The sequence below is a fragment of the Rhodoferax mekongensis genome, from assembly GCF_032191775.1.
Classification (GTDB): Bacteria; Pseudomonadota; Gammaproteobacteria; order Burkholderiales; family Burkholderiaceae_C; genus Allorhodoferax; species Allorhodoferax mekongensis.
Genome location: NZ_CP132507.1, coordinates 127643 through 147745, shown reverse-complemented (window position 1 = coordinate 147745; position 20103 = coordinate 127643). Strand labels below are relative to the sequence as shown.

Annotated in this window: 12 protein-coding genes and 1 tRNA gene; 11 read left to right on the top strand and 2 right to left on the bottom strand. The window is 56.9% G+C overall.

Features of this window, described 5'->3' with window-relative positions; translation table 11 throughout:
• The first annotated feature begins 60 nt into the window (after positions 1-60).
• The 9 genes from rpoB (at position 61) to RAN89_RS00565 (ending at position 15231) form a co-directional block, all read left to right on the top strand.
• The gene (gene rpoB / locus RAN89_RS00605) at positions 61-4173 is read left to right on the top strand and encodes a DNA-directed RNA polymerase subunit beta (protein WP_313867778.1); all 4113 of its coding nucleotides are present in this window, start codon (positions 61-63) and stop codon (positions 4171-4173) included.
• Positions 4174-4192: 19 nt separating this feature from the next.
• Positions 4193-8419, top strand: a complete 4227-nt coding sequence (gene rpoC, locus RAN89_RS00600; RefSeq protein WP_313867777.1) for a DNA-directed RNA polymerase subunit beta' — start codon at positions 4193-4195, stop codon at positions 8417-8419.
• An 89-nt stretch (positions 8420-8508) separates the two neighbouring features.
• Entirely contained in the window at positions 8509-9063 is a 555-nt protein-coding gene (locus RAN89_RS00595; RefSeq protein ID WP_313867776.1) for a LemA family protein, read from the top strand.
• 7 nt (positions 9064-9070) lie between these two features.
• Positions 9071-10396 carry a 16S rRNA (cytosine(967)-C(5))-methyltransferase RsmB gene (rsmB, locus tag RAN89_RS00590; RefSeq protein ID WP_313867775.1) on the top strand — a complete coding sequence of 442 codons (1326 nt, stop codon included), beginning with the start codon at positions 9071-9073 and terminating at the stop codon, positions 10394-10396.
• A complete protein-coding gene (locus tag RAN89_RS00585) occupies positions 10353-10985 on the top strand; it encodes a DUF4390 domain-containing protein (protein ID WP_313867774.1) in 633 nt (210 codons plus the stop codon). Before rsmB ends, RAN89_RS00585 begins: the two co-directional genes overlap by 44 nt.
• Entirely contained in the window at positions 10982-13273 is a 2292-nt protein-coding gene (locus RAN89_RS00580) for a sensor histidine kinase (RefSeq protein ID WP_313867773.1), read from the top strand. The genes RAN89_RS00585 and RAN89_RS00580 overlap by 4 nt, the downstream gene beginning before the upstream one ends.
• A 37-nt stretch (positions 13274-13310) precedes the next feature.
• Positions 13311-13982 carry a response regulator gene (locus tag RAN89_RS00575; RefSeq protein ID WP_313867772.1) on the top strand — a complete coding sequence of 224 codons (672 nt, stop codon included), beginning with the start codon at positions 13311-13313 and terminating at the stop codon, positions 13980-13982.
• 25 nt (positions 13983-14007) lie between these two features.
• Positions 14008-14083 (top strand) — tRNA-Phe (locus tag RAN89_RS00570).
• Positions 14084-14643: 560 nt separating this feature from the next.
• The gene (locus RAN89_RS00565) at positions 14644-15231 is read left to right on the top strand and encodes a hypothetical protein (RefSeq protein ID WP_313867771.1); all 588 of its coding nucleotides are present in this window, start codon (positions 14644-14646) and stop codon (positions 15229-15231) included.
• A gap of 6 nt (positions 15232-15237) precedes the next feature.
• On the opposite strand, the gene RAN89_RS00560 is transcribed toward RAN89_RS00565, so the two are convergent.
• Together RAN89_RS00560 and RAN89_RS00555 are read right to left on the bottom strand one after the other, a co-directional pair.
• A complete protein-coding gene (locus tag RAN89_RS00560; protein ID WP_313867770.1) occupies positions 15238-16257 on the bottom strand; it encodes a phospholipase A in 1020 nt (339 codons plus the stop codon).
• A complete protein-coding gene (locus tag RAN89_RS00555; RefSeq protein ID WP_313867769.1) occupies positions 16254-18383 on the bottom strand; it encodes an ATP-dependent helicase in 2130 nt (709 codons plus the stop codon). Before RAN89_RS00555 ends, RAN89_RS00560 begins: the two co-directional genes overlap by 4 nt.
• A gap of 246 nt (positions 18384-18629) precedes the next feature.
• Here RAN89_RS00555 and RAN89_RS00550 point away from each other — a divergent pair, with 246 nt between their 5' ends.
• Both RAN89_RS00550 and RAN89_RS00545 read left to right on the top strand, forming a co-directional pair.
• The gene (locus tag RAN89_RS00550; protein WP_313867768.1) at positions 18630-19610 is read left to right on the top strand and encodes an AEC family transporter; all 981 of its coding nucleotides are present in this window, start codon (positions 18630-18632) and stop codon (positions 19608-19610) included.
• A gap of 131 nt (positions 19611-19741) precedes the next feature.
• Positions 19742-20083: a hypothetical protein gene (locus RAN89_RS00545; RefSeq protein ID WP_313867767.1), complete on the top strand. Its 342-nt coding sequence runs from the start codon at positions 19742-19744 to the stop codon at positions 20081-20083.
• The last annotated feature ends 20 nt before the right edge of the window (positions 20084-20103 follow it).

The window sequence follows — 20103 nt, the reverse complement described above, 5'->3', positions numbered from 1 at the left end:
TGCTCAACGCGACAGTCGCCTAGGACCCCCAGGATTCCTCAGCCTTTGCCCGGAGATCTAATGGCTTACACATACACAGAACGCAAGCGAATTCGCAAAAACTTCGGTAGTCGCGATAGCGTGCTCGAGATTCCCTATCTGCTCCAGATGCAAAAAGATGCGTACACCGCATTTTTGCAAGCGGACGTAGCCCCCAAGAAGCGCACCAATGAAGGCTTGCAAGCCGCCTTTGAAGCCGCCTTCCCCATCGTTTCTCACAACGGCTTTGTGGAAATGAAGTACCTCGAGTACAACTTGGCTAAGCCTGCGTTTGATGTCCGTGAATGCCAGACCCGTGGCCTGACTTACGCGTCCGCCGTCCGCGCCAAAGTGCAATTGATCATTTATGACCGCGAGTCCTCGACGGGTCAGAACAAGGTGGTCAAGGAAGTCAAAGAGCAAGAGGTCTACATGGGCGAAGTGCCCCTGATGACTGGCAAAGGCTCTTTCATCATCAACGGTACCGAGCGCGTCATCGTCTCCCAGTTGCACCGTTCGCCTGGCGTGTTCTTCGAGCACGACAAGGGCAAGACCCACAGCTCGGGCAAGTTGCTGTTCTCTGCACGCATCATCCCTTATCGCGGATCCTGGCTCGACTTTGAGTTTGACCCCAAAGACCTGCTGTACTTCCGTGTAGACCGTCGCCGGAAGATGCCGGTCACGATTCTGCTCAAGGCGATCGGCCTGAACAACGAGTCCATCCTCGCCAACTTCTTTGTCAATGACAACTTCCGCTTGATGGATAGTGGCGCACAAATGGAATTTGTGGCCGAACGTCTGCGTGGTGAAGTGGCACGTTTTGACATCACCGACAAGTCTGGAAAAGTGGTGGTGGCCAAAGACAAGCGCGTTACTGCGCGCCATACCCGTGAGCTGGAGCAATCTGGTACATCGCATATCAGCGTGCCTGAAGACTTCCTGATTGGCCGTGTGGTTGCACGCAATGTGGTGGACGGTGATACCGGCGAAATCGTGGCCAAGGCCAACGAAGAGTTGACCGAAGCCTTGCTGAAGAAGCTGCGTACCGCAGGCATCCAAGACCTGGCTTGCATCTATACCAATGAGTTGGACCAAGGCGCTTACATTTCGCAAACTCTGCGCACCGACGAAACGGTGGATGAGTTCGCAGCGCGCGTCGCCATCTACCGCATGATGCGTCCTGGCGAGCCGCCTACGGAAGATGCAGTCCAAGCGCTGTTCCAACGCTTGTTCTACAACCCCGATACCTACGACTTGTCGCGCGTAGGCCGTATGAAGTTCAACGCCAAGATGGGGCGCTCAGAATCTACCGGCCCTATGGTGCTGACCAACGAAGACATTCTGGCTGTTGTCAAGATTCTGGTGGATCTGCGCAATGGCCGTGGTGACGTCGATGACATCGACCACTTGGGTAACCGCCGCGTGCGTTGCGTGGGCGAATTGGCTGAAAACCAATACCGCACAGGTTTGGCGCGTATCGAAAAAGCCGTGAAAGAGCGCTTGGGTCAAGCAGAGCAAGAGCCCCTGATGCCGCATGACCTGATCAACAGCAAGCCGATTTCAGCCGCCCTGAAGGAGTTCTTCGGTGCGTCGCAGCTGTCCCAGTTCATGGACCAAACCAACCCGCTGGCAGAGATCACCCACAAGCGCCGTGTATCGGCCCTTGGCCCTGGTGGTTTGACCCGCGAACGCGCTGGCTTCGAGGTGCGAGACGTGCACGTGACCCACTACGGTCGCGTGTGCCCTATCGAAACTCCCGAAGGTCCCAACATCGGTCTGATCAACTCTTTGGCGCTGTACGCACGGCTGAACGAGTACGGTTTCATCGAGACACCGTATCGCCGTGTGGTGGACAGCAAAGTCACCAACGAGATCGACTATCTGTCGGCGATCGAAGAAGGTAAGTACGTCATTGCCCAAGCCAACGCGGCACTGGACAAGGACGGTACGTTGACTGGCGACTTGGTGTCCGCCCGTGAAAAGGGTGAATCCATTCTGGTGAGCGCTGACCGTGTCCAATATATGGACGTTTCGCCTGCCCAGATCGTTTCGGTGGCTGCTTCCCTGGTTCCGTTCCTGGAACACGATGACGCCAACCGCGCTTTGATGGGTGCCAACATGTCGCGCCAAGCTGTGCCCGTGTTGCGTCCTGAAAAACCGATGGTGGGTACCGGTATCGAGCGCGTAGCCGCTGTCGACTCCGGCACCGTGGTGACTGCGACCCGTGGCGGTATCGTTGATTACGTGGATGCAACCCGCGTCGTGATCCGCGTGAACGATGCTGAAGCGCAAGCTGGCGAAGTCGGTGTGGATATCTACAACCTCATCAAGTACCAGCGTTCTAACCAAAACACCAACATCCACCAGCGTCCTATCGTCAAGAAGGGCGACAAGCTTTCCAAGGGTGATGTGATTGCCGACGGTGCTTCGACCGATTTGGGCGAAATCGCCATTGGTCAGAACATGTTGGTCGCTTTCATGCCGTGGAACGGTTACAACTTCGAAGATTCGATCTTGATCAGCGAGCGCGTAGTGGCCGAAGACCGCTACACCTCCATCCACATCGAAGAACTCGTCGTGATGGCGCGTGACACCAAGTTGGGCGCGGAAGAAATCACCCGCGATATTCCCAACTTGAGCGAGCAGCAACTCAACCGTCTGGACGAGTCCGGCATCATTTATGTGGGTGCGGAAGTCCTGCCGGGTGACACTTTGGTTGGCAAGGTCACACCTAAGGGCGAGACCACCCTCACGCCGGAGGAAAAGCTTTTGCGAGCCATCTTCGGTGAGAAGGCTAGCGACGTGAAGGACACTTCCTTGCGCGTGGATCAGGGCAGCTCCGGTACTGTGATCGACGTGCAAGTATTTACCCGTGAGGGCATTCAGCGTGACCGCCGTGCGCAGCAGATCATTGATGATGAACTCAAGCGCTTCCGACTGGACCTGAACGACCAGCTGCGTATCGTGGAAGCGGATGCTTTTGACCGTATAGAAAAGCTGTTGATCGGCAAAGTGGCCAACGGCGGCCCGCAAAAGCTGGCCAAGGGTACCAAACTCGACAAAGCTTACCTGACTTCCGTGGAAAAGTTCCACTGGTTTGATATTCGTCCAGCGGATGAAGAGGTCGCCAGCCAGCTCGAGAGCATCAAAAATTCCTTGGAGCAAACCCGCCACAGCTTTGACTTGGCTTTTGAAGAAAAGCGCAAGAAATTGACGCAAGGCGACGAGTTGCCCGCAGGTGTCTTGAAGATGGTGAAGGTCTACATCGCTGTCAAGCGTCGCTTGCAGCCTGGTGACAAGATGGCCGGCCGTCACGGCAACAAGGGCGTGGTCTCCAAGATCACGCCTGTCGAAGACATGCCTTACCTGGCAGACGGCACACCGGTGGACATCGTGTTGAATCCCTTGGGTGTTCCATCACGTATGAACATTGGCCAGGTGTTGGAAGTGCACTTGGGCTGGGCTGGCAAGGGCTTGGGTCAGCGCATTGGCGACATGCTGCAACATGAAGCGGCAGCTTCGGAAATCCGCGGATTCCTGGAGCAGGTCTATAACAGCACCGGTCGTAAGGAAGACTTGGCTCAGTTGTCGGATGCAGAGGTCCAAGAAATGGCCAAGGAGCTTACCAGTGGCGTTCCGTTCGCGTCCCCCGTGTTTGATGGCGCGACCGAAAAAGAAATCGGTGACATGCTCCAACTGGCCTATCCGGACGAGGTGGCAAAAGCCAAGGGCCTGACAGCGAGCCGTACACAAGCGCAGTTGTATGACGGACGCACCGGTGATGCATTTGAGCGCACTACGACTGTCGGCTATATGCACTACCTGAAGCTCCACCACTTGGTGGACGACAAAATGCACGCCCGCTCTACCGGTCCATACAGTTTGGTGACCCAACAACCTCTGGGCGGTAAGGCCCAGTTTGGTGGCCAGCGATTCGGTGAAATGGAAGTGTGGGCGTTGGAGGCTTATGGTGCTTCCTACGTGCTGCAGGAAATGCTGACGGTCAAGTCCGATGACGTGCAGGGTCGTACCAAGGTGTACGAAAACATCGTCAAGGGCGAACACTCTATTGAAGCCGGCATGCCGGAATCGTTCAATGTGCTGGTCAAGGAAATCCGTTCCTTGGGCATCGACATTGAGCTGGATCGTTCTTAAAGACAAGGGAAAGAGTCACATGAAATCTTTACTCGACCTGTTCAAGCAGTTCACGCCCGATGAGCATTTTGATGCCATCAAGATTGGCATGGCGTCGCCCGAAAAAATCCGCTCCTGGTCTTTCGGCGAAGTCAAAAAACCCGAAACTATCAACTACCGCACCTTCAAGCCTGAGCGTGACGGCCTGTTCTGCGCGAAGATTTTCGGACCCATCAAGGACTACGAATGCCTGTGCGGCAAGTACAAGCGCCTGAAGCACCGCGGTGTGATTTGCGAAAAGTGCGGTGTTGAAGTCACACAAACCAAAGTGCGTCGCGAACGCATGGGTCATATCGACCTGGCTGCTCCTTGTGCGCATATCTGGTTCCTGAAGTCCCTGCCAAGCCGTTTGGGCTTGGTATTGGACATGACACTGCGTGACATTGAACGCGTGTTGTATTTCGAAGCGTACGTGGTGACCGACCCCGGCATGACCCCGCTGAAGAAGTACAGCATCATGTCCGAGGACGACTTTGACGCTAAATTCCAGGAATACGGTGACGAGTTCACCGCCAAGATGGGCGCAGAAGGTATCAAGGACTTGCTGGAGAGCATCGACATCGATGGCTCCATCGAGAAGCTGCGCAACGACCTGACCGGTTCTGAGCTGAAGATCAAGAAGAACGCCAAGCGCCTCAAGGTGCTGGAAGCCTTCAAGAAATCCGGTATCAAGCCTGAGTGGATGGTGTTGGATGTGCTGCCCGTGCTGCCGCCGGATCTGCGTCCCTTGGTTCCTCTGGACGGCGGCCGTTTTGCGACCTCCGACTTGAATGATCTGTACCGCCGCGTGATCAACCGCAATAGCCGTCTGCGCCGTTTGCTGGAGTTGAAGGCGCCCGAAATCATCGCCCGCAACGAAAAGCGGATGCTGCAAGAGGCCGTGGACAGTCTGCTGGACAACGGCCGTCGCGGCAAGGCTATGACAGGCGCCAACAAGCGCGCACTGAAGTCTTTGGCCGACATGATCAAGGGCAAGAGCGGTCGCTTCCGTCAGAACTTGCTGGGCAAGCGCGTGGATTACTCCGGTCGTTCCGTGATTACCGTAGGTCCAACCCTTAAATTGCACCAGTGCGGTCTGCCCAAGCTGATGGCCTTGGAGTTGTTCAAGCCCTTCATCTTCGCGCGCCTGGAAGCCATGGGCATTGCGACCACCATCAAGGCTGCCAAGAAGGAAGTCGAATCCGGCACCCCCGTGGTGTGGGACATTCTGGAAGAGGTCATCAAAGAGCACCCCGTGATGCTGAACCGTGCGCCCACGCTGCACCGTTTGGGTATTCAAGCTTTTGAGCCTATCCTGATTGAAGGCAAGGCCATCCAGTTGCACCCTCTCGTTTGCGCGGCCTTCAACGCCGACTTCGACGGTGACCAGATGGCTGTTCACGTACCACTGTCGGTGGAAGCACAAATGGAAGCACGCACTTTGATGCTTGCGTCCAACAACGTGCTGTTTCCCGCGAACGGCGAGCCATCCATTGTTCCTTCCCAAGACGTGGTGTTGGGCTTGTACTACACGACACGTGAACGTATCAACGGCAAAGGAGAAGGCTTGGTGTTCGCGGACACCGGGGAGGTCCAGCGCGCCTTCGATGCGGGTCAAGTGGAGTTGAATGCCCGCATCAACGTGCGTCTGACCGAGTGGACCAAAAACAAGGAGACTGGCGAGTTCGTGCCAGAAACCAAGTTGTGGGAAACCACTGCAGGCCGTGCCTTGTTGTCTGAAATCCTGCCTAAGGGTCTGCCTTTCGCGAACATCAACAAAGCGCTGAAGAAGAAGGAGATTTCCAAGCTCATCAACGTGTCCTTCCGCAAGTGCGGATTGAAGGAAACCGTAGTGTTTGCGGACAAGTTGTTGCAAAGCGGCTTCCGTTTGGCCACCAAGGCCGGTATTTCGATCTGTATCGACGATATGTTGGTGCCATCTGAAAAGCACGACATCATCGGTCGTGCCCAGAAGGAAGTGAAGGAAATCGAGCAACAGTACGTCTCTGGTCTGGTGACGGCAGGAGAGCGCTATAACAAGGTAGTGGACATCTGGGGCAAGTCGGGTGACGAAGTGTCCAAGGTGATGATGGCGAAGTTGTCCAAAGAAAAGGTCACCGATCGTCACGGCAATCAAGTCGACCAGGAGTCCTTCAACTCCATCTACATGATGGCGGACTCCGGTGCCCGCGGCTCTGCTGCCCAAATCCGTCAGGTGGCCGGTATGCGGGGTCTGATGGCCAAGCCTGATGGCTCCATCATTGAAACGCCTATTACCGCGAACTTCCGCGAAGGTCTGAACGTGTTGGAGTACTTCATCTCCACGCACGGGGCCCGTAAGGGTCTTGCCGATACTGCGTTGAAGACAGCGAACTCCGGTTATTTGACACGCCGTCTGGTTGATGTGACCCAGGACTTGGTGGTGACAGAGCAGGATTGCGGTACCCACGAAGGTTCGTTGATGCGAGCTATTGTGGAAGGTGGTGAGGTGATCGAGTCCTTGCGTGACCGTGTCCTTGGCCGCACCGCTGCTGACGATGTATTGCATCCAGAAACCCGCGCTGTCCTGCTGAATGCTGGAGACATGCTGGAAGAAGACGAAATTGAAATGCTGGAGGCGGCTGGCGTCGACGAAGTCAAGGTTCGCACTGCATTGACCTGCGAAACACGTTTCGGTATTTGTGCCAAGTGCTACGGACGCGACTTGGGTCGTGGTGGTTTGATCAATGGCGGCGAAGCCGTCGGTGTGATTGCGGCGCAGTCTATTGGTGAGCCTGGTACCCAGCTGACCATGCGTACCTTCCACATCGGTGGTGCCGCTTCCCGTGCTGCTATCGCTTCCAGCGTGGAAGCGAAGTCCAACGGCAATATTGGCTTCAACGCCACGATGCGTTACGTCACGAACAGCAAGGGCGAATTGGTAGTGATTGCCCGCTCAGGTGAAATCATCATTCATGATGAACATGGCCGTGAGCGCGAGCGTCATAAGGTTCCGTACGGTGCTGTACTGACTGTCAAGGCAGACCAGACCGTCAAGGCGGGCGCAATCCTTGCAAATTGGGACCCATTGACTCGACCCATCATTACCGAGTTCGCTGGTAAAGCCCACTTCGAAAACGTCGAAGAAGGCCTGACTGTTGCAAAGCAAGTGGACGAAGTGACTGGTTTGTCTACGCTGGTTGTAATCGATCCAAAGCGTCGTGGCGCTGCCAAGGTGGTTCGTCCACAAGTGAAGCTGATCGATGCGTCTGGCCATGAAGTCAAGATTCCCGGTACCGATCACTCGGTGACCATCGGCTTCCCCGTAGGTGCGTTGGTTCAAGTGCGCGACGGCCAAGATGTTGGCCCCGGTGAAGTGCTGGCCCGTATTCCGATCGAGGGTCAAAAGACCCGCGACATTACGGGTGGTTTGCCACGTGTGGCCGAGTTGTTCGAGGCCCGTTCACCCAAGGACAAGGGTGTGCTGGCCGAAGTGACCGGTACGGTGTCTTTCGGCAAGGAAACCAAAGGCAAGGTCCGGTTGCAGATCACCGATCCGGAAGGCAAGGTCTGGGAAGAGCTTGTGCCCAAAGAAAAGAACATTCTGGTGCACGAAGGCCAGGTGGTCAACAAGGGCGAGTCCGTGGTTGATGGTCCGGCAGATCCGCAGGACATCTTGCGTTTGCTCGGTTCGGAAGAATTGGCTCGCTATATCGTGGACGAAGTCCAAGATGTGTACCGCTTGCAAGGCGTGAAGATCAACGACAAGCACATTGAAGTGATTGTGCGCCAGATGCTGCGTCGAGTGGTCGTCGAAAACGCAGGTGACTCTGGCTACATCAACGGTGAGCAGGTCGAGCGCTCCGAGATGCTCAATACCAATGACGCTTTGCGTGCAGAAGGCAAGATTCCGGCAACATATACCAATTTGTTGTTGGGGATTACCAAAGCGTCCTTGTCTACCGACAGTTTCATCTCCGCTGCGTCGTTCCAAGAAACGACCCGCGTGTTGACCGAAGCCGCCATCATGGGCAAGCGCGACGAGTTGCGTGGACTGAAGGAAAACGTGATCGTCGGCCGTTTGATTCCAGCGGGTACCGGGTTGGCTTACCACGAAGCTCGCAAGGTTCGCGAAACCATGGACGACGCAGAGCGTCGTGCCATTGCTGAAGCAGAGGCGGCTGAATTGGCAGGCACTGCAGATCTGACGGAAGATGCTGCGGCCGGGGATGACTCAGCGGCCGAATAAGCCAAGAGCCTGACCTAAAGCGCCCCAAGTTGCATGCAGCTTGGGGCGTTTTTTTTGGAATTCGAACGGCTGGATTAGAAAGGGACGAGATGGACACATCCATCTGGCTATGGCTTGCTGTGGCTTTAACCGTTTTTTGGCTTGTTGGACTCTACAACCGCTTGATGAGACTCCGCTCCCGTGCGTTGGAGGTCCTCACAGCATTGGAAAGGCAGCTGAGGTCCTCGTTGACGCTGCTGGAGACTTTCGCGCAATCAGCGCAAATGACCGCTTTGACAGCTACGAATAGTCAAAAAGACATTGCGGCTGAATGGATGGCAGTCGTTCGTGCAGCACAGGTGGTCGAAGCAATTTGGTACACCCCGCGAAAAAACACACTCAGTCCACGTGCTCAGCAAAAGCGTTCAAAGAGTCTGTCTGAGCTCCAAAGTGCGTGGGATTCGTGGGCCAACACCCCACCGGACCTTGCTGGTGCCCCAGTGCCGGAAGACATGCAAACAGAGTGGAGTGCGCTTCAAACCAAAGTCAAAGCCATTCAGGTCGCGCTGAATGTCATCATTGAAAGTTACAACGAAGCGATAGAGGAATATCCTGCCAAATGGGTAGCCGGCTGGATGGGATTCGAACCAAGCAGCAAGATCTAGGATGACGATGACAGAGAACGAAAGAACCCCGCCTTTGTGGCGACAATTGCAAGCGACCGTCGAGGTACTGAAAGAGGTAGCCGCCGGTGTGTCGGGCAGTGCCGCCATGGAACGCGTGCCTACCCAACTCCGAGGTGGTGTACAGGCCTTGTCATTTCATGCGTGGCGGAATATGGGGCGCGCCAAGGCAATTCGGGCACTGCTTGCGAAAAGACCGCCGCCGGCCGATGTGGACGCGCTGCTTTGCTTGGTGTTAGCCCTGTTATGGGATCCGTCCCAAGTACTGTACGACGACTTTACACTTGTGAATCAAGCGGTAGAGAGCGCGAAGAAAACTCCAAATACAAGTGCCCAGGCCAGTTTCATCAATGCATGTTTGCGCCGGTTTCTCCGAGAGCGTGATGCACTGATAGCAGCCACCGAAGACAGACCAGAAGCTCGTTGGAACCATCCCGCATGGTGGATCAAACGTGTCAAGCAGGACCATCCACAACATTGGCAAGCTATTCTTCAAAATGCCAATCGTCATCCGCCGATGACCCTGCGCGTCAATGTGAGAAAGATCCAAGGGGCTGACTATGCTCAAAAGCTGAAAGACGCAGGCGTCGAGGTTGCAAGAACCAGCGGCTCACTGATAGAGCTGAGTCATCCGGTTCCAGTCACGGAATTGCCGGGCTTCGCGGATGGCTGGGTCTCTGTGCAGGATGGAGCTGCTCAATGGGCAGCTAAGCTATTGTTGGCAGGAGTGCCAGCCAATGCGCAAGCGAAAGTGCTGGATGCCTGTGCAGCTCCAGGCGGGAAAACTGCACATTTACTCGAAATAAGTGATGCTGAAGTGCTGGCGTTGGAAATAGACAGCCAACGTACCGAACGCATTTATCAAACGCTGAATCGTCTGGGACTGAGCGCAACGGTAAAAACGGCGGATGCTGCACATCCAGAAACCTGGTGGAACGGGAGCCTCTTTGACTATGTCCTTTTGGATGCACCCTGCACTGCATCGGGCATAGCGCGCCGCCATCCAGACATTCGATGGTTGCGTCGGGAGTCCGACGTATTGCAACTGGCGGCAGAACAACGGAAGCTACTTGTAGCCCTATGGCCCACGCTCAAGCCGGGTGGCAAACTGCTGTACTGCACGTGCTCTATTTTCCGGGCCGAAGGTTCGGAACAGGTGAAATCGTTTCTTGACAGCAACAGAGACGCGGTTCTGCTTCCTTCTCCCGGACATTTGCTGCCACAAAGTCGACTGTACGGGCAAGACGTCGCCGACAATTGGCAGGGAGACCATGACGGCTTTTTCTATGCACTTTTCGAAAAGAAACACTTTTGAAAGACTGCTGCGACGCCTATGTCTGATGCTTTTGATCTGTGCCGGGGTCCCGCTGCACGCGCAAGCGGCTGCGGAGTTGAGTCAATTCGATGTCGAACGCACCAGCGAAGAGCTCACACTGACAGCCCAATTGCAGTTTGAACTATCTCCTCCCGTGGAAGATGCGCTGCTCAAGGGCATTCCCGTGTATTTCAGGGTGGAAGCCGAAGTGCTGAAAGAACGTTGGTATTGGTACGACAAATCGCTTGCTTCGGTCACCCGTCAGTACAAACTGGCATTTCAGCCACTTACCCGCCGTTGGCGCTTGAGTGTGGGTACCGGAAGTGGAAGCAGTGCCGGTCAAGGGCTGGCACTGAGCCAGACTTATGACAGCCTCCCAGTGGCCATTGCGGCAATCAAGCGTATCGTTAAATGGCGCATTGCCGGTCCGGGGGAATTGGACCCTGCGGGCCGCTATCGTTTTGACTTCCGTTTTATGTTGGATGTAAGTCAACTTCCCAGGCCTTTTCAAATAGGCGTGTTGGGTCAGTCGGATTGGGACATCAGCGTTAACAGAACGGTCCCTGTGGGTCCGGAGGCCCCAAAATGAACGCTGATCCGGTGGTCGCTTCCCAGGAAGTGACCCGCATTCAGCACACTTCCCGCTCCATGCGGAGAGCCATCGCCATCGGTTCGGTGACCATGGTGCTCATCGGTCTAATGCTCCTGTTTTTGTTGACGCAGGCGACGAACAACCGGGAGCTGTATGAAAGCAATTACAACGTTTTGTTTGTCATCAACGTTGTGGTTGCCAGTTTGCTTGCCGCTGCAATCGCATGGGTCAGCTACCGCCTGTTCGTTCGTTTGCGTCAAGGGCGATTCGGCAGTCGTCTGCTTCTGAAGCTGGCCACCATTTTTGCACTGGTCGGCGTGATGCCCGGCTTGTTGATTTATGTTGTTTCTTATCAGTTTGTTTCCCGGTCCATAGAGACGTGGTTTGACGTGAAAGTCGAAGGGGCCTTGGAGGCTGGTTTGAGCCTCGGGCGGGTCACCTTGGACACCCTCACGGTCGATCTCGCGGTGAAATCCAAAGCGGCGGCCAACTTGATTTCTGAAAATCCTGAAAGTGCAGCTGGGGTTCTGGCCGAGAGGATGATGGACCAGTTGGGCGCGACAGACATTACCATTTGGAGTGGCGCGGGGAACTTGGTAGCCAGCGTTGGCCAGTCGAAGTTTCAGCTCAGTCCGGACAAGCCTACAACCAGCCAGTTCCGCACAGCACGGCAACAACGCTCACTGGCTTGGGTCGAGGGACTGGATGATGCGGTGACAGGCTCCTTGAGCAGTGCCCGTATCAAGGCGTTGGTACCTATCTCGGGTTCAGGGCTGGGCCTGAATGCAGATACCCGATACATGCTGGTCTCACGTGCCTTGCCCCAGGGCCTAGTAAGCAACGCTCTCGCAGTGGAAGCCGCAAACAGGGAATACCAAGAGCGTGCCCTCGGGCGGGAAGGCCTCAAACGCATGTACATTGGAACACTGACACTCAGTTTGTTTCTGGCAGTGTTTGGTGCGGTATTGTTGGCAGTCGTCTTGGGCAATCAGATTGCACGCCCCCTGCTTTTGCTGACCGAAGGCGTTAGTCAGGTCGCTGCCGGCGATTTGACCCCCAAGCTTGCTCTACAGGGGCGTGACGAGTTGGGCGGACTTACGCGGGCGTTTGCATCCATGACGCAGCAGCTTGCAGACGCACGCCAAGCCGTCGAGGTCAGCATGTCGCAGGTGGATGCTGCGCGTGCGAATTTGCAGACGATTCTGGACAACTTGACATCAGGCGTCATCGTCCTCGACCAAAGCGGACACATCAAAAGCTCCAATCCCGGAGCATCACGCATTCTCAAGCGCGAGTTGGCTCCGCACACGGGTGAACGCTTGGCGACCCTTTCGGGTCTGGAGGCATTCGGCACGGGAGCGCAGCGTCAGTTCGAAGAGCTGGCAGCGGGGCAGGGGGATCGTGGTGCCGATCATTGGCAACAGTCCTTTGAACTCGGTACCGGAAATGCGACCGGATATGGCCCATTTGAGGGCTCAATCACGCTGGTAGCCCGGGGTGCAGAGCTTCCTTCCGAGCTCCGGTTATTGGTGTTTGACGATATCTCTGAAATCGTCTCGGCGCAGCGGGCCCAAGCTTGGGGCGAGGTGGCGCGCAGATTGGCCCACGAAATCAAAAATCCACTCACGCCCATCCAGCTTTCAGCTGAACGGTTGGAGATGAAGTTGTCCGGAAAGTTGGAGAACCCGGAGCAGGCCATCTTGGTCAAGTCGGTCAAGACGATCGTGGACCAAGTGGATGCCATGAAGCGTCTAGTCAATGAGTTTCGTGACTATGCCCGTCTTCCCGCTGCTGAGCTCAAGCCTCTGCAAATCAACGCCTTGATCAAGGATGTCATGCACCTCTATGACCCAGAGGTCGCCAAAGTGCCGATTGAGTTGGAACTAGATGAAGCCTGCCCCTTGGTGATGGGCGACGCGCAACAGATCAGGCAAGTCATTCACAACCTGCTGCAGAACGCGCAAGACGCATGTACCAGCGCATCCACCCCCCGTGAAACGCCACGTACGGTGACACTGAGGACGCAATGGATGGCTGCCAGCAAGCGGGTACGGATGTCGGTGCTCGATGAGGGGGATGGGTTTCCTGAGAGCATTCTCAAACGCGCGTTCGAGCCCTATGTCACGACCAAAGCCCGCGGCACTGGCCTGGGACTTGCTGTTGTCAAAAAAATCTCCGATGAGCACGGTGCGCGCATCGATCTCGGGAACCGCCAGAAAGACGGTGCCGTGTTGGGGGCGCAAGTGTCGTTATCATTGACAGTTGCGCCTGGCGCACCGGTTTGAGGCTGGGTCAGGTTACATAAGGGATAGCGCAAGCGATATGGCGAATATATTGGTAGTGGACGATGAGCACGGTATCCGTGAACTACTGTCGGAAATCCTCAATGATGAAGGACACACGGTAGAGCTGGCGGAAAACGCTGCACAGGCGCGTGCTGCCAGACTGCGCGAAAGGCCGGATCTGGTGCTGCTCGACATATGGATGCCGGATACAGACGGAGTCACGCTGCTCAAGGAGTGGTCCTCAACAGGGGCCCTGACGATGCCTGTCATCATGATGAGCGGGCATGCAACCATCGACACTGCCGTAGAAGCCACCAAAATCGGCGCTTTGGCCTTTCTGGAAAAGCCTGTCACCTTGCAAAAGCTCTTGAAGGCCGTGGAGCAAGGCTTGGCCCGAGGCGCAATACGCAAACCTGCACCGCCCACCCAATTCGGAGTGGTGCAGACTGAGTCGGCTGCACTGGTAACGGCCGTATTGCCCGAGCCCGCCGAAACCGGCCCGCAAGCCCATCAGGATTTCGGACTCGACAAGCCACTGCGTGAGGCACGTGATGAATTTGAGAAGGCATATTTTGAATACCACCTTGCCAAAGAAAATGGCTCCATGACGCGCGTTGCCGAGAAGACGGGCTTGGAGCGCACTCATCTCTACCGCAAGCTGAAACAGCTTGGTGTCGATCTATCTCGAGGCAAAAGAAATAACGGCTAAATTTGATGCTATAATTCGAGGCTCAGGCCCGGTAGCTCAGTCGGTAGAGCAGAGGATTGAAAATCCTTGTGTCGGTGGTTCGATTCCGCCCCAGGCCACCAAATTAAAAGCCCTGTTCGTGAATGCGGACAGGGCTTTTTTCTCAGGCTCGTGGAGCTGCATGGCGGGTGTCATGTTTTCTGACTGGGCTTTATGCCCCTAAAGAGGCTTTCTTTACATTCCCTCCCCTATGTCTAAGCGCCAACATTGCGCCTCACTGTATCCACTATGCATGGCTTCCTCTAGGCATATCTGAATTGGGAATTCGGCGGGTTCGGTACTCGAGCTACCCCAGATTCCTCGCTTCGAAGCGAAGTGCAGACTCGCAGCAATATTCAGATGATTGATCTGATCGCTATGAAGGTGGTAACGCTCGTCCAGAATTAAAAAGGGACTGATCGCCTGCTTTGGTCGTGCATTGATCTTCATCTTGCCAAACGGGGATGCCGCTTCTTCGTTTCCGGTGAACGCTTAAAGATTCTGATTAGTACTTCCAGCCCCTTGCTACGAGGCGCACGAAGTATTAACCTCTTGTTACAGTTCGCAACACGAGCGCTGCTCCTTCATGGAGAAAGTTTCGGGTGTGAGCAGTGCAACACAAGTCATTTCAAGAAGGGATTACATGTTCGGCAGATTTCTAGGCAAAAGCAGTTCGGATGCTTCCAAGCGATTGGACGCTGCGGATTCGCGTGGCCTGGAAGTTGTGGAGGATGATCCCGAAACTTCTTGGAGTTTGTGGGACAGTGCCCTGGCGGAGCAGGACTCTCGGTACAGCGGGATGGCACCGACTACCAGCGCGGCTCCTCTGACTGTGAGCGCCAAGCCTGCACCGCGTAGCCGCACTGAATTGAAATCTGCAGAGGCCTTCCCGGATTTCGATGAAATCGCAACCCAGCCCATGGGGCTGGAAGACAAATCGCCGGCCCAACGAGCAGCGGATGCCTTGGAGACTGTCGAGTTGTTTCACCACCGGATCGCCACCACCATCCGCACCTTGTGGGGCTACAAGGAATGTAGCCTGTACATCAACAAGTTGATCATGAATGGCGGCGACGGCATGGGCCATGCCCGCGTGGGCTTTAACGCGGAAGCGGCACAAGCCATGCTGGTGCTTGCAGACCTGCATGACCAGATGTTCGGACCTGCGGAGCCCGACAAAAACAACCCGTTTTCCGACTCGTTTCACTCATCGTTTGATGGTCATCGGTGATCCGCATTACCAGTCCAGCAAAGTGAGCCCTACGCTGAACACCGTGCGTTTGCGGTTGTAGTCCATCAAAGAGTCCCCGTAGCCGCTGAACAGTTCGGTATGCAGGCGCAGGTTGCTTCGGTCTGAGTTGTCGGGTGCGTTGCCGATCTTGCGGAACCAGGCCAAACGCAGCGAGCCGCTGTCACTTGTTTGTAGTGAGTGGCGTACGGTGAAGACCAGTGAATTCTTGGCATCCACATTCCAGAAAGTGGACAGTTCCGCACGACCCACGCGGTCCACAATATCGGGGTTGTCGTCGCTTGCACTGTCTTCCGGTACGCGCTGCCAAAAAGCCGCTGCGATGGAAACCTGATTTCCCAGCTCTAAACCTGCGCGTCCGATGATGCGGTTCCAACTCCTGGACAGCGGCAGACTCTGGCCGTTGCTTTGGTGATTGATTCCAATGCCTCCGTAACGCAGGCGCCAGCCCGACGGGAGTGCCGACTCCAACGGGAAGATGTAAATCAATTCGGGCTCATGGTCGGTCGCCCGGAACGGGCGGGACAGATCGGCGTTGAACAACTGCCAGTACGACTGCTGGCTGTATGCAAACCAGAGTGAATCCAGACGATTGGGGTCTCCTGCCGTGAGCAAGCCTTGGGCGATTTTGGTGCGGACCGATAAATTGATCCGCGTCTCGCTGGTGGTGTAGGGTTGGAACGTACCCGTGTGGTCGGCGGCAGGCGATGTGGGGGCGGTGTTGACACTGTCTGAGCCAATCACCGCGAGGCTGATGGGCCGGTAGCCGCGCAAGCCGAAAGTGCCGCAATCACTGGCAGGCTCCAACTCCCAGAAGCGGGAAAGTTGGGTAGCCGCCGGATTCTTGCAACTTACCACCTCTACCGGGACCGGCGTGCTGGCTGCAGCATTGGCCTGGGTCACCGGGTAGTTGTTGGCATTCGCTGCAGTGCCTGTTTGTGCGTTGGCGCCCGTCCATATTGCGCAAGCAGCTATGAAAAACGTAGCGTAATGGGGCGGATGGGTCATGATTTAGCAGCAGCATTGGCTGCGGTAACGAGGGCTTTGGCGGCAAATTCTGCGCGAAGTGCCCGCAGTTTCTCGCGGGGGTCTTCTTTGGCGGTGGATTGATCGAGGCCCATCTCCGCAATGAAGCGGCTGGGGAGGGCTGCCACCATCTCGCGTCCTTTTTTGCGGCGGCGGGTCCAGCTCACGGCCAGACTGCGCTGGGCGCGGGTGATGCCCACGTACATCAGGCGGCGCTCCTCCTGCAGGCGCGCGGCAATGTCGTCGTTCGCTGACTCATGCTCTAGGGTGGAGCCACCCAGCGTGTCTGCACCGTCCCCGAGCTTGAAGGGCAGCATGCCCTCGGTCACGCCCACCAACATCACGTGGGGCCACTCCAAGCCCTTGGAGGCGTGGAGCGTGGAGAGGGTCACCACGTTCTGGTCCTTCTCCCGCTCGCTGATGGTGGAGAGCAGGGCGATGGTTTGTGACACTTCCAGCAGGTTTTTAACCTCGCGCGTGTTGGTCACGCCAGCGGCATCGTCAATCTGCCCGCCGCAGCGCTGCGCCATCCACTCGCAAAACTCCATCACGTTGCTCCATTTGGCAGAAGCCACGCCCTCGCTGTCTTCGCCGTCATAGAGGTGCTTTTCGTAGCCTATCTCTTTGAGCCAGTCCATGATGAATGCCATGGCCGCTTCAGCGCCCTCCGTGTGGCGCGCGCGAAACTCCAGGTCGTTGATGTAGCGGCCGAACTCATGCAGGCTACCGAGTGCCTTGGCGCTCAGCACACTGGCCAGTGAAGACGAAAACAGCGACTCAAACAGGCTCAGCTTGTACTGGGTGGCAAATGTGCCCAAGGTGCCCAGCGTGGTGTGGCCAATGCCCCGTTTGGGTGTGGTCACCGCGCGCAAAAAGGCCGGGTCATCGTCGTTGTTGCTCCACAGCCGGAACCAGGCACACAAGTCGCGGATCTCCGCCCGGTCAAAAAAGCTTTGCCCACCGGACACCTTGTACGGAATGCCCGCCTTGCGCAGCGCCTTTTCGAACGGTTTGGCCTGATGGTTGGCACGGTAGAGCACCGCAAAGTCGCGGAATTCTTTGTACTGCTTGCCTTGTGCGTCTGGTACGCCGTTCGCGCGCAGGCTCTGAATGCGGGCGACCACGCGCTCGGCCTCATGCTCTTCGTTGTCCGCATCCACAATGCGCACCGGCTCGCCCTCGCCCAGCTCGCTGAACAGGGTTTTGGGAAACAGCTTGGGGTTGGGGCCGATCACATTGTTCGCGGCCCGCAGGATGGCGCTGGTGGAGCGGTAGTTCTGCTCCAGCTTGATAACCTTGAGGGTGGGAAAGTCGACAGGCAGTTTTTTGAGGTTGTCCAGCGTGGCGCCGCGCCAGCCGTAGATGGACTGGTCATCGTCCCCCACGGCGGTAAAGCGGGCCTTCTCGCCCACCAGGTGTTTGAGCACCTCGTATTGGGTGGCATTCGTGTCCTGGTACTCGTCCACCAGCACATGGCCCAGCAGGGCTTGCCAGCGCTCGCGCACTTGCGGGTAATCACGTAACAGCTTGAGGGGCAGGCTGATCAGGTCATCAAAGTCCACACTTTGGTAGGCCACCAGGCGCTCTTCGTAGCGGGCCATGGCGGTGGCGATGATGCGCTCGTTGTCATCCGCTGCAGCGGCCAGCGCCTGCTCGCTGTTGAGGCCGGCACCCTTCCAGGCGCTGATGGTCCATTGCCACTGCCGCGCCGTGGCTGCGTCAATCGTGCCGCCCGCGTCCTTGATGATGCTGGTCACATCGTCCGCGTCCAGAATGCTGAACTGCGGCTTCAGGCCCAGCACCGCACCGTCTTCGCGCAGCATGCGCACCCCCAGAGCGTGGAAGGTGCACACCACCACATCTTTGGCGGCTTTGCCGATCAGGTGTTTGGCCCGCTCGCGCATTTCGGCTGCTGCCTTGTTGGTAAAGGTGATGGCCGCAATCCGGTTGGCCGGCATGCCCATCTGGATGAGGCGGGCGATTTTGTGCGTGATCACCCGTGTTTTGCCCGATCCTGCGCCGGCCAGCACCAGGCAGGGCCCGTGCAGGTAGTTCACCGCCTCTTGTTGGGCGGGGTTCATGCCGTGGTTGGCTTGGGGGGCGGACATAGGGGGGTGGGGGACCTGACGTGCGGGGAGCGGGCAATCTTAACGGGTTGCTGGTTTGCGGCTGCATTGCTGGTTCGTGCCCACTCCGCGGAGGGTGTGCACTGCGCCGTTCGTGTCCCCCGCCCGCTCCTGCGGGCTCCTCCTTGACCTCACTGTGCAATGCACCCCCTCCCCGGAGTTCCGGGTGTGAGGTGCGCACCAAGTCAACCAAGAATGCACCCCGCGCTTTCCCCGACAATTGCGACCATGCTGCAAATCCTGATCGTCACCTTCCCGTTCTTTGCACTGGTGCTTTGCGGCTATCTGGCTGCTCGGCGGGGCATGTTGCCGTTGGCGGCCATTCCCGGTTTGAATGGGTTTGTGCTTTTTTTCGCGCTGCCTTGCATGCTCTACCGCTTCGGCGCGAGTACGCCCATCGGTGAGTTGCTGGATGTGAGCCTTGCACTGACCTATCTGTTGTGTGCGCTGGTCATGGTGGCCTTCGTGGTGGCGGTGACGCTGCATGGTCGCATCGGCTGGAATGACGCGGCCTTTGGCGCGCTGGTGGGCACATTTCCGAATACCGGGTTCATGGGCGTACCGTTGCTGGTGGCCTTGCTGGGCGCCAAAGCGGCGGGGCCGGCCATCGTCACGATTCTGGTGGACATGGTGATTACCTCTTCGCTTTGCATCGCGCTGTCGCGCCTGGGTGGAAGCTCGGCGCCGGGAGGTGTATCCGCCGCTCAAGCAGCGAAAAGTGCACTCAAAGGTGTTGCGGCCAACCCCATGCCATGGTCCATCCTTCTGGGCGCGGTGTTCTCTGCCTTGCAGCTGGAGCTACCCAAGCCAGTGGCATCCACCGTGGGCCTGCTGGCGGATGCGGCTTCGCCCGTGGCGCTGTTCACCATAGGCGCGGTGCTGGCCCGCTCCCAAATGCTGGCCAGGGACGACAAGGCGCACGAAGTGCATTGGCAGGAATATGTGCCGGTCGCGCTGATCAAGCTGTTTTTGCACCCCTTGCTGGTACTGCTGGTCGGCGTGTCGGCGGTGAGCCTGGGCGTGCACATCGACAAATTTGCACTCACCGTGCTGGTGTTGCTGGCCGCCCTGCCGAGTGCCAGCAATGTGTCGCTGCTGGCCGAGCGCTTTGGTGCGGACAACGGGCGCATCGCCCGCATCATCTTGGTCTCCACCGCAGCCGCATTCTTCACCTTCTCGGGAGCCGTAGCCCTGATGGTGAGAATCTAGTTGCTATTGTTTTAGGAGCTGCTGGCGCATATTCCGTGTGCGCTATCGGCCAATCTGACTTGCAAATGCCTACGCCTTGGAGTTGCCGGTGGCTTTGAGGCACGTTGCACAATCCCTTTATGGACACTTTGATGAACCTTGTTTCCGCTATTTTTCGCTTCGCCCTCAAGCTGGTGCTCATCGCCGCCGCGGCGGTATTTGCGCTGAGTCTGATATTCGTGGCGTTGCTCAGCTTGGTTTGGGTGCTGCTCAAAGCGCTACTCACCGGCCGCAAGCCGGCGTTTGTGACCACCTTCCAGCGTTTCAATCAGGCTAGGCAGCAGTTCAAGCGCGGTGGTTTTGGTGCTGCCAGTCCCTCGGGAGTAGGTGGTTTTGGCTACAGCGCTTCTGCTGCCGATGTGGTGGATGTGCAGGCCCATGAGGTCCGTAACGACCAGGCTTTGCCTTACGGACCTAACACCGACAGGCACTGACCCCGCTATTTATTTTGTAG

Coding starts and splice junctions, on each gene's coding strand:
- rpoB (WP_313867778.1), top strand. CDS start 61: ATGGCTTACACATACACAGAACGCAAGCGAATTCGCAAAAACTTCGGT.
- rpoC (WP_313867777.1), top strand. CDS start 4,193: ATGAAATCTTTACTCGACCTGTTCAAGCAGTTCACGCCCGATGAGCAT.
- RAN89_RS00595 (WP_313867776.1), top strand. CDS start 8,509: ATGGACACATCCATCTGGCTATGGCTTGCTGTGGCTTTAACCGTTTTT.
- rsmB (WP_313867775.1), top strand. CDS start 9,071: ATGACAGAGAACGAAAGAACCCCGCCTTTGTGGCGACAATTGCAAGCG.
- RAN89_RS00585 (WP_313867774.1), top strand. CDS start 10,353: ATGACGGCTTTTTCTATGCACTTTTCGAAAAGAAACACTTTTGAAAGA.
- RAN89_RS00580 (WP_313867773.1), top strand. CDS start 10,982: ATGAACGCTGATCCGGTGGTCGCTTCCCAGGAAGTGACCCGCATTCAG.
- RAN89_RS00575 (WP_313867772.1), top strand. CDS start 13,311: ATGGCGAATATATTGGTAGTGGACGATGAGCACGGTATCCGTGAACTA.
- RAN89_RS00565 (WP_313867771.1), top strand. CDS start 14,644: ATGTTCGGCAGATTTCTAGGCAAAAGCAGTTCGGATGCTTCCAAGCGA.
- RAN89_RS00560 (WP_313867770.1), bottom strand. CDS start 16,257: ATGACCCATCCGCCCCATTACGCTACGTTTTTCATAGCTGCTTGCGCA.
- RAN89_RS00555 (WP_313867769.1), bottom strand. CDS start 18,383: ATGTCCGCCCCCCAAGCCAACCACGGCATGAACCCCGCCCAACAAGAG.
- RAN89_RS00550 (WP_313867768.1), top strand. CDS start 18,630: ATGCTGCAAATCCTGATCGTCACCTTCCCGTTCTTTGCACTGGTGCTT.
- RAN89_RS00545 (WP_313867767.1), top strand. CDS start 19,742: ATGAACCTTGTTTCCGCTATTTTTCGCTTCGCCCTCAAGCTGGTGCTC.